Source organism: Paenibacillus sp. Mc5Re-14 (assembly GCF_001049835.1).
Classification (GTDB): domain Bacteria; phylum Bacillota; class Bacilli; order Paenibacillales; family Paenibacillaceae; genus Paenibacillus; species Paenibacillus polymyxa_C.
This window is the reverse complement of record NZ_CVPD01000001.1, coordinates 4,886,499-4,900,960: the sequence shown is the minus strand read 5'-3', so window position 1 is coordinate 4,900,960 and position 14,462 is coordinate 4,886,499. Positions and strand designations below refer to the sequence as shown.

The following is a 14,462-nucleotide window of genomic DNA, read 5'->3' as shown; positions in this document are numbered from 1 at the left end:
CTTTAAAATGCGTAAGCATAAAGTTTTACTAAAATCCTGCCCTTTATTATTGGGCAATCTGATCGCGGATCAGTTGTAAAATCTTTTTTTCCAATCGTGATACCTGCACCTGAGAAATACCAAGACGACTTGCAACCTCTGATTGAGTCTGATCCCGATAATAACGCAGGTACACAATCAATCGCTCCCGCTCAGATAATCCGTCAATGGCCTCATTCAGCGCCAGCTTGTCGAACCATCTTTCCTGTGATTCGTCGGCAATCTGATCCATAAGTGTAATCGGGTCCCCGTCATTTTCAAACACCGTTTCGTGAATCGAGGTAGGAGGCTTATTCGCCTCCTGCGCAAAAACAACATCCTCCGGTGTCACTCCCAGCTCATCAGCAACCTCCTTGACTGTAGGCAGACGATTGAGCCGTTTGGATAGCTCGTCCTTCATTTTACGGACCTTATTGGCTGTTTCCTTCAAGGAACGGCTAACCTTGAGTGTACCGTCATCTCGAAGGAACCGTTGAATCTCACCGATAATCATCGGTACCGCATATGTTGAAAATTTGACTTCGTAGCTGAGATCGAATTTATCCACCGATTTTAACAATCCGATGCAACCAATTTGAAAAAGATCGTCAGGTTCATACCCCCGGTTCATAAAGCGCTGCACGACAGACCAGACGAGCCGGATATTACTATTGACCAGTGTCTCACGAGCATCATTATCACCAGATTGGCTCAGTGCAATAAGCCGCTTGACCTCTGTATCCTCCAAATAGCTGTGCGAAGTTTTTTTTCCTCCTGCTTCCATAGGATCAACTCCTAATTATATAAAGCTTTCTTGGATTCAATCCTTTTCTTCATCCGGACCGACGTGCCTCCGCCCGGCTCACTGACTGCTTCGAACTCATCCATGAAATTTTCCATAATCGTAAAGCCCATGCCAGAGCGTTCCAATTCAGGCTTGGACGTATAGAGAGGCTGCTTGGCCAGCTCCAGATCCTCAATTCCCCGTCCTGCATCCTCAACGACCAACGTAATCACGTCCGCTTCAATCCCAACTTTAATCGTTACAACACCTGACGGATCGCTGTCATAGCCGTGAATAATACTGTTTGTCACCGCTTCAGACACGACGGTCTTCAAATCGCTAAGCTCATCCATTGTGGGATCAAGCCTGGAAATAAAGGCTGCCACAGCCACGCGGGCAAATGCTTCATTTTCCGATTTGGCGGCAAACTGCAAGCTCATGAAATTGTTCCCCGTGCCTTCTCTCATGACACAACCTCCAATTCCGTGAGCGCATTTCCCTCGTTGTCATAGATGGGCATGATTTTAAATAAGCCTGACATATCCAGCAGTCGATGTACCGGCGGATTGACATCACAGACTGCCATTTTCCCGCCCTTTTGCTTGATCAGTTTGTATCGTCCCAAGATAACGCCAAGGCCGGAACTATCCATAAACTGAAGATTCTTCAGGCTGAGCACGATATGCTCGCATTGCCGGCGTTGAATCGCCTCATCCATTTGCATACGGACCATATCCGACGTATGGTGATCAAGTTCACCAGACAGCCTTACAATAAGTACTCCCCGGTGATGCTCCATTTCAATTTGCAGGTTCATGCTTGCTCACTCTCCTCCCGGTCTTGGACAAGGATTTCTACGTAGTCGCAGACGATTCCTGCCCTCCGACAAAACTAGAAGAAAACCCCGTAAAATCTACAAAGAAAATAGGTTTGACATGGTACGTTTAAACAATTTCCACCAGCCGGCCTTCTCGATCGCCACAGGCGAAGTGATATTAAACTCCTTAAGACGTTGTCCATCCTGATAGACGACCAGCTTACCAACGGGGTCACCCACCCGGACAGGAGCTTTAAGGCTTGGAGTCAGTTGCAGCTCGTGACGCAGTGTTTGTTTGTTGCCGCCTTTTTTCACCAGCACACTGTAAGAACGGTCAGCCTGAATTTCCAGCTCTGGTAATACACCTTTTTCAACTTTTACACTGCCCAGCTTTTCACCTGGTTTATATATGGATTTCATTGTATATTGAGAAAATGCGTAGTCGAACATGGAAGAAACCTCATTGTTGCGTATCTTCGTGTTCGGCTCACCGAGTACGACAGCTACGACACGTAAGCCATCACGCTTCGCCGTAGCGGAAAGGCAGAACTTTGCTTCTGACGTATAGCCCGTTTTCAGACCGTCTGCTCCGGTATAGAAGCGAACAAGCTTATTCGTATTCACCAGCCAAAAGGGCTTGACCGAGGATTTGCGCAAATAGTCCTGATACGCTCCCGTATATTTCGTAATTTGTGGATATTTCAACAGTTCCCGGCTCATAACCGCAATATCATGCGCAGAGGAATAGTGATTTTCTACGGGTAAACCGTTGCAATTGGCAAAATGCGTATCTTTGAGTCCGAGCTGCTGCACCTTGGCATTCATCATCTCGACAAAAGCCTGTTCAGACCCTGCAATTTTCTCCGCCATCGCTACAGAGGCGTCGTTGCCCGAAGCCATCGCAATTCCCTTCAGCATCTCATCGACCGTCATTTCTTCTCCCGGCTCCAAGAAAATTTGCGAGCCTCCCATTGAAGACGCATACTCACTGGCCCGTACTTTATCGGTCAGCTTAAGCTTGCCATCATGAATGGCCTCCATTGTTAGCAGCATCGTCATGATCTTAGTGATGCTTGCTGGAGGAAGCTTTTCACGACTGTTTTTTTCATAGATGACTGTGCCTGTATCTGCATCCATCAAGATCGCCGAAAGAGCCTCGGGAGCCAGCTCAGCTGCTGATCCTACTTTGGTTTTGCTTTCAGGTCTGCTTTCTTCGGCCCAACCGCCGACAGGGACGGCAGTCAAGGCTACCAGACAAGCCAGGATGAACGCCACCACTTTTTTCTTCACAATCGGTCCCCTCCTCAACATATTGGCGTAAAGCATCGGAGCCCATTTACTGATCTCCCCGATCTATTCGCGTGCTGCTAACCATTGTCGTCAGATTGAAAGAAAAATATTCCATATAAATAAAAACATCAAATAGCACCAAGCTGAGCCAGCATGGTGCTATTTTCCAATCTATAAATGACACAACATGTATCGTCTGTAACAGGATCTATAAAAATCGTTCAAATCCGGCTAACGGTGAGGTATGTAATACCTCCACCCGGTAAAATATCCACTGCATTTTGACTAAACACCCGTATATCAATAAAAGAATTCGCTTCAAGTCTAAGTTCCATTGCTCCACTCAATGCACCATAGTTCAGCCCGCCAATCACCCTGTCATCGAGATATGCATAGGCAGAACTTCCGGCAAGCTGCTCATCATTCAGGTGAAGTGCCAGCCGTGTCCGGTTACCATCTACTTGGGGATCGGTCGAAATGTAGACTTGTATTCTGTATTTCCCAGCTCGTTTGGCTCGCCACCGACTATTCGAACCATCGAATTCGGTCAACTCATCATGATTGATTTGATTGAACCTTACTTTCTGCCAGCTACCTGCAGGGATATTTTGCCTTAAACCAAGGTAGGCTTTGACAAAGGTTTCATTCAAATGTTCAATACCATTATTCGAATATTTCTCTACGAGCAACAACGCTTGCCCTGTCCCATTATTTTCGTCATAACGATGATTGCTATAGCTAAAATCCAAATGTGAGCGAAGTGTCACCTGCTGTGTGGAGGAGCTGCCAGAGAAACAAATAAGCTGTTTTAGATTACGGGGATATCCGCCCACCTCGTCCACCAAAACTTTTTTGCCAATGACCACATCCACAAAATAATTGCACACTGATTGGGTGTCATCGTATTTGTCTGCTATCGCCAAAATAGAGTCGCGCAAGGCAACATTTTTGGTTTCTTTCGTAGCACCAATTTGAATAAAAGAAGGTACTGTCACCTTGTGTTCTCTGCTTAGTCCCTCAAACCAGCAGCCTATAAATTCTGCATTCATAAAATCATTTATTAGAATGGGAATATCACTGGGGCTCCCATCCTTAATGTGCTGGCTAGCCATGAATCTCGCCCCGTTAGAACTATTCAGGTCCAGCGCCGTATCGTTTCCGAGCGTAAAAAGCGCAATGCTTGTAAACTGTGAACTTCTGTTCTGCAAGTGAATCCCTATTTTATTGTAATTTATCTCCGTGCATTTAAATAAGTTCACATCACTTTCATAGCCCCAAAAAGCCGTTTCAAAATGCTCAATCAACACGTTATCCAGGACAACGCCGCCGCCCTTCCAATCCTGAATGCCCGTAGTACCTTTGCCATAATACCCGCGCTTCACTGACTGCGAAAACGGATTATTTAAGGTAGCTCTGTCGGTCCCTTCGTACCGGATCGATAAGTCATGGAACTGCACATTTTGAAAGCCACTAAACGATGGCAGACTTTCGTCTCCAATTTGGAAACAAGGGCCCTTGCCATAATATTCAATCGACGTAACTCCCTTACCCTGTCGGTATCTGCCCTTATGAATACCAAAAATGCGCATACCCTGCTTCCGAATCTGAAGGGTAGATGTTATTTTGTATCGGCCGCTGGGGATGTGAAGAATGGAGTAATCGGGGGTCTTGTTAATCAATTCTTGCAAAGCTGCCGTGTCGTCCTGAATACCATCACCAGCAGCTCCAAACCAGCTTACGTTTACACTGCGTTCCATGAATTCTTTTTCAATGGCTTTAAAATTGTCATTTAACTGCTGAGGCGTTAACTCTTTGCCCGTACCACTCAAATTCAACTTCAATCGGTCTGTAAAATCTGCCACCCAAACACCCCCATTGTTAAAAACGTGAAAATACTTTCAGACTATGCCCGAAGAATTCTTCATTTTCTTAGCATGGACTGAGTATATGCACAATAAGGCTTGCTCTAGGATCGTGAAAAATGAAAATAAATATTTTATTATGATTGTACAAGAAGATACATTTTGTATATTATAGATACATAACGTATCTAGGCGGTGAAACCGTGAAACACATACTCACAGTAGCCGGTTTACTGGCTTTCTCGATCCCCTTTGCCTGTCAGGGTTTGTCTCCCAGAGTGATCACGATTTCCCTGCTTATCTTGTTGTTCAGCTACACCATGCTTCTGCCTTCACTCAAGTCATTAATCGCAACCCTAGCTGATAATCCGTTGCTGACTTTACTCATGATGTACATCGCCGCCTCCTGTATATGGGCCGAACAAGAGCTGACCTCTTCCCTGCTCATGGTTCTCAAATTTATTGCCTTCTCTACCTTTGGACTTTATCTGGTCACCCATTATACAACACAGGGCTGCATACGCCTCTTAGTCGTTACATTAAGTATCCTGAGCGTACTCAATCTACTCGCCGTTGTACTCGTTCCTTCCTTTGCCATTCATGGCGGTGTAGAACATACTGGACTGTGGAAGGGAATCTCCGGTCATAAAAATACACTTGGAACCCTCTCTCTGTTAAGTTTTGTTTCACATGTCATTTATTTTTTCAGGGGCACACGCAAAGCTTTACATATTGGCTTCATCTTACTCAATGCCTTATTACTCATCGAATGCCAATCTACCACCTCATTGGTGCTGACATCTTCACTGTTCGTATTTATTTTGTTTATATTGCTATTCAAAAGAATTCGAAGCATCGCGTTGCGGGGGTTCTTTGTTAGCTGTACCTGCCTACTTGTTCTTTTGGGTTTGGCACTTACCTTTTCTTATGGAGATGCGATTGCCTCGGAATTCGGAAAAACAACAACCTTAACCGGAAGAACGGAAATCTGGCAGGGAATTGATGGTGCTATTCAGAGCCACTACTGGTTCGGCCATGGTTATGGCTCCTTCTGGGCAGCCCGGCCCAGCATTTATGCGAACGGCATCCGCTTTGATCTGACCAGCAGCCATAGCGGCTTTCGAGATCTGTGGATCGATGTGGGCCTTATAGGACTACTGGCAACGGTTATACTCGTCGTAACTACCTTATTTAAATTCAGAATCGGCAAAACAGATATGTATACTTGGCTGACGGCAGCCGTCTTCTTCCTGTTCATCGTGTTAAATAATATAACGGATAGCCGTTTTCTGAACTCATTATCCATCTACTGGATTATATTCATGGTCATTGTGATCAAGGTGCAAGAGCGACATAGACTAACTGTGGCAGAAAAAGCGAATACAGCTGCATGGAGCACACGCCCTCTTCACTAGGCAATCTTACTCAGCTCAACCGCGGTATGTAAAAGAACCCCGTATCCCACGCCATCAAAAGGCGCTTCGGATATGGGGTTCTTTGAATATAACCACCGTTTCGAGTGGAAAATTATACTTAATCTACATTTGTGGAATAATCGCCAGTACCAATTTCAGAAATTGTTCACGTACCTTCTCTGCCGTCTCCATCACTTCACCATGAGACAAAGGCTGGTCCAGAATGCCTGCAGCCATATTGGTAATACAGGAGAAACCCAAAACCTCAATCCCCGCATGACGAGCTACGATAACCTCAGACACGGTCGACATCCCTACTGCATCTGCCCCCAGTGTACGCAGCATAACGATTTCAGCAGGTGTCTCATAGTTGGGTCCCAGCAATCCGGCATATACACCTTCCTGCAGGCTGAAGCCTTGTTGGGTAGCTGTTTGTTTGGCAATTTCACGCAAGCGGCGGCTGTATGCCTCTGACATGTCTGGGAAGCGAACACCCAGAGCAGCATCGTTCGGTCCAATCAGCGGATTTTGTCCGGTCAGATTCAGATGATCCGAGATGACCATCAGATCGCCCGCTTTGTAGGAAGTGTTTACACCACCTGCCGCATTTGTCACGAGCAGGCTTTGAATCCCGAGCTGCTTCATTACCCGAACAGGAAAAGCCGTCAGTTGCGGGCCATAGCCCTCATACATATGAAAGCGCCCCTTCATCATGACGACAGCGCGACCTTCAATAGTGCCTAACAGTAACTCCCCCTCGTGGCCTTCTACCGTTGATACGGGAAAATGGGGAATATCCTGATAGGGAATACTAACTCCATCTTGAATCAAATCTGCCAAAATACCGAGGCCTGATCCCAGAATAAGACCAATCTCTGGAGTTATTCCGCTCTTGGCACGGATATAGTCTGCTGCTTCCTGAATTGTAGCTTGGTTGGCTGTTGACATAAATATCTCTCCTGACTTGTACAATCGTAAAGTTATAGTCATTATCACATTTTCTATAATAGCAAAGCGACGTTACGTTTGATCCTTGCTATCATGAGAAGTGCGGTTGCCGCCGTGCGGGTGATGCATTTCATATACTTCCTTCATGTTCCGTCTAGCGGTCTGTGCATATACCTGCGTCGTTGATAGATCTGCATGACCCAGCATTTCCTGTACAGAGCGTAAGTCCGCTCCGCCCTCCAGCATATGTACCGCAAAGGAGTGTCGCAGCGTATGGGGCGTGATATCCTTGCTTATGCCTGCTTCCTGAGCGTACTTCTTAATTATTTTCCAGAAGCCCTGTCTACTGAGCCGCTGACCCGATACATTCAAGAACAAGGCTTCCTGCTCTGTCTGAGCCTCTTCACCCTGCCCGGGTCGCAGCAACGCTGGACGCTGCTCGTCCAAGTAAGCTTGTGCCCAATGTGATGCCTCACGACTGATCGGTACAACACGCTCCTTGCCCGCCTCACCGCCACAGTGTACAAAGCGCAAATCTATGCGCACATCACACACGTTCAGGGCAATCAGCTCTGATACGCGGATGCCCGTCGCATACAACAACTCTAGCATGGCCTTATCTCGTCCCCCCTGCGGGGTACTCACATCTGGCGCTGCCAGTAAACGCTCTATTTCATCCTGCGTCAACACCGAGGGCTTCTTTTTAGTGGCTTTGGGCAGCTCCACCAGAACGGACGGGTCATGGATTGCGATTCCCTCCCGAATGAGAAAATGAAAAAAAGAACGTATCGAGGCGACGCTACGTGTAATTGTCGCCGCGGCTTTTCCCTGTTCCTTCAGATGCCCCAAATACAGCACCAGATGTGACCGCTGTACATTGTCTGGCTGCTCAAGGCCACAGCTTTCTGCGAATTCGGCAAACTGCTGTACGTCCCGCTGATACGCTTCCAATGTGCTGCGCGACAAACCTTTTTCCTCTTCCATATATTGAACGAAAGGTTGAATATACATTTTCATGAGTTCTAAAAGTCTCCTTGTCCTGCATACAGCGATTCAAGTTGTTGCGCCTGCTTCTTCGTGTGCGGCCTTCATATCATCATCTCATCGTGAAGATTACATAGACTACTCACCATACCAATAAAAGAAACGTAAACGTTCCAACACTCCGATTCGTTGCTCGGACCCTTCATTCACTGTTTGTCCGCCAAATACCTTAACTGCATGTCCTTCCGGTATTCGGTAATGATCTACAGGTGTTATCCAATCTGTAAACAGCCTGAGGCTGTAAAAGAACATACATGCCAACACCCCGAACAATATCAGCAAGCGCAACCATTGTAGTCCTCTCCGTAATGATAGTACCATGTGGATCAGCCGCCTTCCCAAAATATAGTCCCTATGTAGGGCTCTATATGGAAGGGTATGACAAGCTATTCCGTTTTATACCACTTGGTCCTACACAGTAAATTCCGAACCAAAAAAGCTCCCCCGAACGCGTCTTCGTCGGTGAGAGCTTGGGTAGTCAGCTTATTAATCCTGGGATTTGTTTTTCTTGGTTTTGCCCGAGGATTTCTGGGCAGTTGTATCGTTCTTCGCCTTACAACGATAACAAATACCGTGGAAGTCCAAACGATGGTCCACTACAGTAAAATTATATTCCCGTTCCAAACGCTCCTCTAACGGTCCAAGCCAATCTTCCAGTATTTCATCTACACTGCCGCACTGCACACATATCAAATGGTGGTGGTGATGTTTGGCTGTATCGCCGCGTAAGTCATAACGCGCAACGCCATCGCCAAAATTAATTTTCTCCACGACATGCAGTTCACTTAGCAGTTCTAGGGTACGGTATACGGTTGCCAGACCGATTTCGGGAGCTTTCTCTTTGACGAGCATAAATACATCTTCCGCACTCAGATGATCATCTTCGTTCTCAAGTAAAACTCTGACGGTGGCTTCCCGCTGAGGCGTTAGTTTGTAGCCCTGGGATTGCAGCTGCTGCTTAATTTTTTCGATCCGTGCTTCCATGTGTCTCCCTCCCCCTGCAAAGCTACTGCCTACTGCACTTTTTTTCACTCCTATTATTATAGGGGGTCTATACAAATAAAGTCAAACATTTTGAAATGAGATCAAGATGTCACGGAAGCCGTCAGCATAGGAGTGACCCATTGCATCATAACCGGGGTGACCCAGGTTTCAAAGGATGCGCTGCCGATAAGCAGCACCATCATCACAGCAGTCAATCCTGCGTAAGAAAGCAACGGACGCAACATCCCGTCTGATGGACGAGTAGCAAGTATTTTAGTTTTGATCATATGAATGGAAAAAGTCATCGCAGCCACACTACAGACGAGCAGTACCGGAATCACGAGCAGGTTATGTGGAGCAACGGAAACCAATGAAAATAATAGTCCTTTCCACGAATATTGCCCTACCATATAACCTACAGAAAATCCGATCAGCACACCCTTGAGAAAATTCAATACAAGAATACCTGGGAGTCCGATGACCGAAAGCCCGCATACCCAGATGAGGCCCACCCATTTAAGATGTAGTGATACGCTGTCCCAAAAGGTCGAGGCAGCCTGCGAATCAGCAAAGCCCTGCTTGTTTTGATTGACCGTCACAAAAAAATCCTTCAGGTAACGGGACAAATCCTGTAACTGTTCCAGGGAGAGTGCATTTACCATGAGTGCGCCAAAGACAACTCCCACTAGAAACAGTACAGCCAAGAAAACATAATACGGCGTCTGATCCTTTAACGTATGACGAAACCATTGCATCGGGTCCTGCCCCTTTCATCTGCTTGTTTGTCCAAAAAACAACCGTAATCCGACGGCTGATGGCTAGAAATGGGGCAGCTTTTCGCTGCAAATCTAACATCACGAATGATGCGCCAAGCCAACGGCAGAGATATTTTATGGTTATGAACAAGCAGACGCTGATATGCCTTTTTAGGGAGACAAGACTTGACTAGGACACTTTACTAGGACACTTTACTAGGACTTCGCTATTTTTCCGTATGTTCCACCACCACCGGATACCAGCGCCAGGCGTCCTTCGCGTGAAAGCACAATCTGCTCTGCCAACACTTTACCGACGACCTCTGACAGTTCCTCTTGCGTAACCTCATGTAAAATATTCATTTCTGTTCTGAAGGCTGCTAACAGCTGGTTCAGCTTGGCTTTACCCAAGCCTGGAATAAATTCCAGCGGAATCTGGTAAATGTACGGAGGACGATGGGAGGGAATTACGGGCTGTTCACGATCGGCAATGCTCCAGATTCGATCGAGCACACCCCGCACCAGCTTGGTATGCCCACAGTTAGGGCAACGTTCGTCCGCCATCTGCTGCTCATCAATAATCGTACCGCAGCTTTGACAGTAAGAGCGATGGTATTTTCCAAGTTTGGGATTCAAACCGTAGTTGGCACACACTCGCCGTCCTTCACGCCGCTCCAAAGCCATCCTGAATTCATCAAAACTCGGCTTCTCCAATGATAATTTGTTGTACTCTCGTCCAATTTTCCCGAGTGAATGGGCATCTGAATTCGTGAGAAAGCTGAAACGATCCAGCTCCGAAATCAAACCAGCCATAGATGAATCTGCACTCAGCCCCAGTTCCACCCCGCTAATGAGCTCCATATCCAGCAGTTCCTCCATACGGGCTGCAGAACTGCCGTAAATGCCCTTATGCGGAGTGAACACGTGCGCAGGCACCATAATGCCTCCACGACCGTAAATTTGCTGCTGCAACTCACGTGGCGGTGCGTAGATCCGTTGTGAGCTGAGATTGACATTTTTCATATGCTTACTCAGCCATTGGGTAAAATCCTCCATCGCCGCCAGATCAGGAAAATAAGCCAGTACGTGTGCTTCGGGACGACCTTCAGCCCGTATTTCCAGCTCCGTGCCAAGTAGAATCACTGTATCCCTGTATGCGATGCCACCACCGCTGATTTCTTCCATTTCACCTGTATGCAAATAGCTACGAATATCTTCCTGTACATTAGGCGCATGGCAGTCAATAATCCCGATAAGCCCAATCCCTTTGCGACCGGAGGCTTCCTTGGCTATATTGGCAAACGTTAGATCACGGCTACCACTAATTTTGACTGGAGCTCCTTTCTCCGTTCTGCCAATATGAATATGCAAGTCTGCAAAGTAGTTGTTAAGTTCTATTATATTTGTATCCATCCGCTTAGAAGCTCCCTGTTTGTTGGCGAAGTTGCCATGCATAGACGGCCAGAATCGTTTTGGCATCACTAATGCGTCCTTCACGAATAAGCGTGTGCGCTTCTTCCAGGGTCACTTCAAATAGCTCCAGAAATTCATCCTCATCCGGTTCCATCTCACCTCGCTCCAGGTCTTCAGCCACATATAGATGTATGATTTCATCCGCAAAGCCAGGAGATGTATAAAAAGAGTGCAGCAGCTTCAGCGATTTGGCTGTATAGCCTGTTTCTTCTCTCAATTCACGTCCCGCTGCTTCCAGCGGGTCTTCACCTCGCTCCAGCTTGCCTGCGGGGATTTCAACCTCACATCGCCCCATAGCTTGTCTGTACTGGTCCACGACCAGCATTTTCCCCTCATGCAGAGCTAAAACTGCCACCGCACCTGGATGCTTTACGATTTCACGCTTTCCAGTGGAACCGTCGGGAAGCTCTACCGTGTCGACCTGTACCGTAATGACCTTTCCTTCAAAAATAGGCTGTGTGGACACGGTCTTTTCCTCCAGCGCAGGATTGGAATAAGGCTTGCGAAGTGTATTGTTTGTTGGATTGTTCACTTGTTCGTTCGTTTGGTCGTTCATCAGACATGTTGCCTCCTTCGTCTTCTATCTTTCTTTCATTATTAATTATCTCCAACATTAGTCTAACTTGTCCACTTGGGACATATGCTGGGGGTAGTATATCAAAACTTCTGCTATAAGGAGATTTCAGAACATGAAAAGTTACCGAACTGAAACCACCCTTCATATTGTTGGCAAAGCCTGGCAGATACAAGCCCTCCTGCGTCAATGGCAAAAGGAATGCGGACCTACAGCCACTATTGCTTCGCTAACTGTTCCAAAAAAGGTTCAGATCTAAAGGAGGAACACCGTTCCTGTCTTTAGCCTGAACCCTTTTTTCGGTATATTGTAAATGTAAGAAGTAAGTCTTACTTTGTAGTTTCTTGGATCAGAGCTACGACTACTTCAGCAACCTTCACTAGATCATCGGCCTTGATCTTTTCCTCTGTGGTGTGGATGTTCTGGTAGCCTACCGCCAAATTCACCGTTGGAATACCAAGCCCGTTGAATACATTGGCATCTGAGCCGCCACCGGAATGGAAGGTTGATGTTGCCATTCCCAGTCCTTGAATGGCACGCTGTGCAACCTGTACAACTTCATCATGCTCCGTGAAGCTGAATGCTGGATAGATGACTTCACTGCGGAACTCTCCTTGGGCACCAAATTCACGCGTAGTGGTTTCGAGTGCTTCACGCATATGCTGAATCTGATGATTAACCTTTTCCTGTACAATACTACGAGCCTCCGCACGGATCAATACAAAATCGCAGACCACATTCGTTGCGCCGCCGCCTTCGAAACTGCCGATGTTAGCGGTCGTCTCCTTATCAATGCGTCCCAATTTCATTTTAGAAATTGCTTTAGAAGCGACTTGAATGGCACTAATGCCATCTTCAGGATTGACCCCCGCATGAGCGGACTTTCCAGTAATTCTCATTTCAATACGTGCCTGTGTGGGAGCAGCTATACAAATAGAACCGACTTCACCGTTCGAATCCAAAGCGTATCCGAAGTCAGAATCCAGGACTTCCGGCTTCATCGCCCGTGCACCCATTAAACCAGATTCCTCGCCAGCCGTAATCACGAACTGAATTTGACCATGGGGTATGTTCTGCTCGCGCACGATACGAATCGCCTCGAACAAAGCAGCAATCCCAGCCTTGTCGTCCGCACCCAGAATTGTTGAACCATCACTGCGAATCCAGCCATCCTCACCCAACTGCGGTTTGATTCCTTTGCCTGGAGTCACGGTATCCATGTGACAGGTGAAAAATATTTTGGGTGCTTGCTCCACACCTTCCGCTTTCCAGGTAACAATCAAATTGCCCGAACCATGTCCCGTTCTTTCGCGAGAATCATCTTCTACGACTTCCAGTCCAAGTGCATTAAACTTTTCTTTCAGAACACGTGATATTTCCTGTTCATGCTTCGTTTCACTATCCACCTGTACGAGTTCCATAAATTCCTGTACGATTCGGTCTTTTACTATCTCTACTGTCATTAAACTTTCCTCTCTTTCCCGATTACGTTACAATACGGATAGATGTTCTTATCTATGACTTAAACCTATCCTAAAGGAGTTACACATGTCTAACAAAAAATGGGTTCGTTTTTTCGTCTACGTTATGCTCGCAGCTATGATTGGTTCTACACTGTTCATGGTGATTGAGCCGTTTATTATGCCACTATAATAGCTATACCGCTCAAGGTTGAACTACTTCAAGATCCGTTGAAGCTATGTGTGGACGAGCTGCTGCACAAGCAAAGAGGCGGGCTCCCGTGTTAATTACACAATTGCCCGCCTGACCTTTATTGGAAGGAATGCGTTTGCCATTGCGCAGCAAATGAAAATTGCTGTTCAAAGTACGGTACAATTTCCTTCGCAATCTGTTCCACCGAAAAAGACTGCTGTGTACAGTCCTCTAATGATGTCACACCGTATTCCTGAATTCCGCACGGAACAATGCCTTCAAAGCCCTCATGCTGTATTCCTGACTTGATGTTAAAGGCAAAGCCATGGCTGGTTACGAAGCCTCGACGGTGCTTACATTTGTTAAATTTGACACCAATGGCCGCAATTTTAAGATTCCCGATCCATACCCCCGTATATTCAGGCTTACGGCTCCCTTCAATCCCATAAGATGCCAGCAACTGAATGATCACTTCTTCCAGACTTCGAAGGTATCCGTGCAGATTTAGCGCCTCTCGGTTGCCAAGCACAAGTAGGGGATATCCGACAAGTTGCCCTGGTCCATGATATGTAATGTCTCCCCCACGATCAATCTGAAAGACGCTGATTCCCTGCTCTTTCAGCTGCTCTGGTGTAAGGAGCAAATGCTCAGGATGCCTCTGGGAACCAATGGTGTAGGTTGGTGGATGCTGGAGAAGCATAAGCGTTTCTCTCGCCTCCCCCGCATCCAGCTTTCCCACAATCTCCTTCTGGACATCCCAAGCATGGGCATATTCCATCCTATTCGTATAGGTTACATCAAGCGGTCGTCTATTCACGGCCTGTCACTTCCTCTCCGTCCATTTA

The 14,462-nt window shown here is 46.8% G+C and carries 17 protein-coding genes; 3 read left to right on the top strand and 14 right to left on the bottom strand.

Annotated features, from left to right (window positions below; all coding sequences use genetic code 11):
* Positions 1–46: 46 nt before the first annotated feature.
* From sigF to BN1546_RS22240, 5 genes are all read right to left on the bottom strand, one after another.
* Positions 47–802, bottom strand: coding sequence for an RNA polymerase sporulation sigma factor SigF (sigF, locus tag BN1546_RS22260; protein ID WP_013371734.1), 756 nt, complete (start codon positions 800–802; stop codon positions 47–49).
* A gap of 11 nt (positions 803–813) precedes the next feature.
* Positions 814–1,269, bottom strand: a complete 456-nt coding sequence (gene spoIIAB, locus BN1546_RS22255) for an anti-sigma F factor (protein WP_013310781.1) — start codon at positions 1,267–1,269, stop codon at positions 814–816.
* On the bottom strand, positions 1,266–1,619 hold the full coding sequence (gene spoIIAA, locus BN1546_RS22250; RefSeq protein WP_013310782.1) for an anti-sigma F factor antagonist: 354 nt from the start codon (positions 1,617–1,619) through the stop codon (positions 1,266–1,268). The genes spoIIAB and spoIIAA overlap by 4 nt, the downstream gene beginning before the upstream one ends.
* A gap of 96 nt (positions 1,620–1,715) precedes the next feature.
* Positions 1,716–2,909: a D-alanyl-D-alanine carboxypeptidase family protein gene (locus BN1546_RS22245; protein ID WP_013371735.1), complete on the bottom strand. Its 1,194-nt coding sequence runs from the start codon at positions 2,907–2,909 to the stop codon at positions 1,716–1,718.
* Between the two features lie 221 nt (positions 2,910–3,130).
* Complete coding sequence (locus BN1546_RS22240) at positions 3,131–4,771, bottom strand: glycosyl hydrolase family 28-related protein (protein ID WP_090738847.1); 1,641 nt, start codon at positions 4,769–4,771, stop codon at positions 3,131–3,133.
* Positions 4,772–4,974: 203 nt separating this feature from the next.
* Between BN1546_RS22240 and BN1546_RS22235 the strand changes: the two genes are divergently transcribed.
* Positions 4,975–6,186 (top strand): O-antigen ligase family protein, encoded by a 1,212-nt coding sequence (locus tag BN1546_RS22235; protein WP_090738846.1) that lies wholly within the window; start codon positions 4,975–4,977, stop codon positions 6,184–6,186.
* Between the two features lie 123 nt (positions 6,187–6,309).
* Here the strand turns inward: BN1546_RS22235 and BN1546_RS22230 are convergent, their stop codons facing one another.
* The 7 genes from BN1546_RS22230 to BN1546_RS22200 form a co-directional block, all read right to left on the bottom strand.
* Positions 6,310–7,134 (bottom strand): purine-nucleoside phosphorylase, encoded by an 825-nt coding sequence (locus BN1546_RS22230; protein WP_025675629.1) that lies wholly within the window; start codon positions 7,132–7,134, stop codon positions 6,310–6,312.
* 72 nt (positions 7,135–7,206) lie between these two features.
* Positions 7,207–8,151 (bottom strand): site-specific tyrosine recombinase XerD, encoded by a 945-nt coding sequence (gene xerD, locus BN1546_RS22225; RefSeq protein WP_090738845.1) that lies wholly within the window; start codon positions 8,149–8,151, stop codon positions 7,207–7,209.
* 105 nt (positions 8,152–8,256) lie between these two features.
* On the bottom strand, positions 8,257–8,499 hold the full coding sequence (locus BN1546_RS22220; protein WP_013371741.1) for a YqzK family protein: 243 nt from the start codon (positions 8,497–8,499) through the stop codon (positions 8,257–8,259).
* Between the two features lie 165 nt (positions 8,500–8,664).
* The gene (locus tag BN1546_RS22215; protein WP_013371742.1) at positions 8,665–9,162 is read right to left on the bottom strand and encodes a ferric iron uptake transcriptional regulator; all 498 of its coding nucleotides are present in this window, start codon (positions 9,160–9,162) and stop codon (positions 8,665–8,667) included.
* A gap of 101 nt (positions 9,163–9,263) precedes the next feature.
* The gene (gene spoIIM / locus BN1546_RS22210; RefSeq protein WP_013371743.1) at positions 9,264–9,917 is read right to left on the bottom strand and encodes a stage II sporulation protein M; all 654 of its coding nucleotides are present in this window, start codon (positions 9,915–9,917) and stop codon (positions 9,264–9,266) included.
* Positions 9,918–10,133: 216 nt separating this feature from the next.
* The gene (locus BN1546_RS22205) at positions 10,134–11,330 is read right to left on the bottom strand and encodes an endonuclease Q family protein (RefSeq protein WP_090738844.1); all 1,197 of its coding nucleotides are present in this window, start codon (positions 11,328–11,330) and stop codon (positions 10,134–10,136) included.
* A 4-nt stretch (positions 11,331–11,334) separates the two neighbouring features.
* Positions 11,335–11,946, bottom strand: coding sequence for an NUDIX domain-containing protein (locus BN1546_RS22200; RefSeq protein ID WP_040103460.1), 612 nt, complete (start codon positions 11,944–11,946; stop codon positions 11,335–11,337).
* Between the two features lie 133 nt (positions 11,947–12,079).
* Here BN1546_RS22200 and mciZ point away from each other — a divergent pair, with 133 nt between their 5' ends.
* Complete coding sequence (gene mciZ, locus BN1546_RS22195; protein WP_090738843.1) at positions 12,080–12,223, top strand: Z-ring formation inhibitor MciZ; 144 nt, start codon at positions 12,080–12,082, stop codon at positions 12,221–12,223.
* Positions 12,224–12,293: 70 nt separating this feature from the next.
* Here mciZ and BN1546_RS22190 read toward each other — a convergent pair whose 3' ends face one another.
* Positions 12,294–13,427, bottom strand: a complete 1,134-nt coding sequence (locus tag BN1546_RS22190) for a tripeptidase T (RefSeq protein ID WP_090738842.1) — start codon at positions 13,425–13,427, stop codon at positions 12,294–12,296.
* A gap of 85 nt (positions 13,428–13,512) precedes the next feature.
* Between BN1546_RS22190 and prli42 the strand changes: the two genes are divergently transcribed.
* A complete protein-coding gene (gene prli42 / locus BN1546_RS22185) occupies positions 13,513–13,617 on the top strand; it encodes a stressosome-associated protein Prli42 (protein WP_016822268.1) in 105 nt (34 codons plus the stop codon).
* Between the two features lie 118 nt (positions 13,618–13,735).
* Here prli42 and lipB read toward each other — a convergent pair whose 3' ends face one another.
* Positions 13,736–14,434, bottom strand: coding sequence for a lipoyl(octanoyl) transferase LipB (gene lipB / locus BN1546_RS22180; protein WP_025675624.1), 699 nt, complete (start codon positions 14,432–14,434; stop codon positions 13,736–13,738).
* Between the last annotated feature and the right edge of the window lie 28 nt (positions 14,435–14,462).

Bases quoted from the DNA above. Each gene is read 5' to 3' on its own strand.
- xerD (WP_090738845.1), bottom strand. From the start codon at position 8,151: ATGAAAATGTATATTCAACCTTTCGTTCAATATATGGAAGAGGAAAAA.
- spoIIAA (WP_013310782.1), bottom strand. From the start codon at position 1,619: ATGAACCTGCAAATTGAAATGGAGCATCACCGGGGAGTACTTATTGTA.
- BN1546_RS22190 (WP_090738842.1), bottom strand. From the start codon at position 13,427: ATGACAGTAGAGATAGTAAAAGACCGAATCGTACAGGAATTTATGGAA.
- BN1546_RS22215 (WP_013371742.1), bottom strand. From the start codon at position 9,162: ATGGAAGCACGGATCGAAAAAATTAAGCAGCAGCTGCAATCCCAGGGC.
- sigF (WP_013371734.1), bottom strand. From the start codon at position 802: ATGGAAGCAGGAGGAAAAAAAACTTCGCACAGCTATTTGGAGGATACA.
- BN1546_RS22230 (WP_025675629.1), bottom strand. From the start codon at position 7,134: ATGTCAACAGCCAACCAAGCTACAATTCAGGAAGCAGCAGACTATATC.
- mciZ (WP_090738843.1), top strand. From the start codon at position 12,080: ATGAAAAGTTACCGAACTGAAACCACCCTTCATATTGTTGGCAAAGCC.
- spoIIAB (WP_013310781.1), bottom strand. From the start codon at position 1,269: ATGAGAGAAGGCACGGGGAACAATTTCATGAGCTTGCAGTTTGCCGCC.
- BN1546_RS22205 (WP_090738844.1), bottom strand. From the start codon at position 11,330: ATGGATACAAATATAATAGAACTTAACAACTACTTTGCAGACTTGCAT.
- spoIIM (WP_013371743.1), bottom strand. From the start codon at position 9,917: ATGCAATGGTTTCGTCATACGTTAAAGGATCAGACGCCGTATTATGTT.
- BN1546_RS22220 (WP_013371741.1), bottom strand. From the start codon at position 8,499: ATGGTACTATCATTACGGAGAGGACTACAATGGTTGCGCTTGCTGATA.
- prli42 (WP_016822268.1), top strand. From the start codon at position 13,513: ATGTCTAACAAAAAATGGGTTCGTTTTTTCGTCTACGTTATGCTCGCA.
- BN1546_RS22200 (WP_040103460.1), bottom strand. From the start codon at position 11,946: ATGAACGACCAAACGAACGAACAAGTGAACAATCCAACAAACAATACA.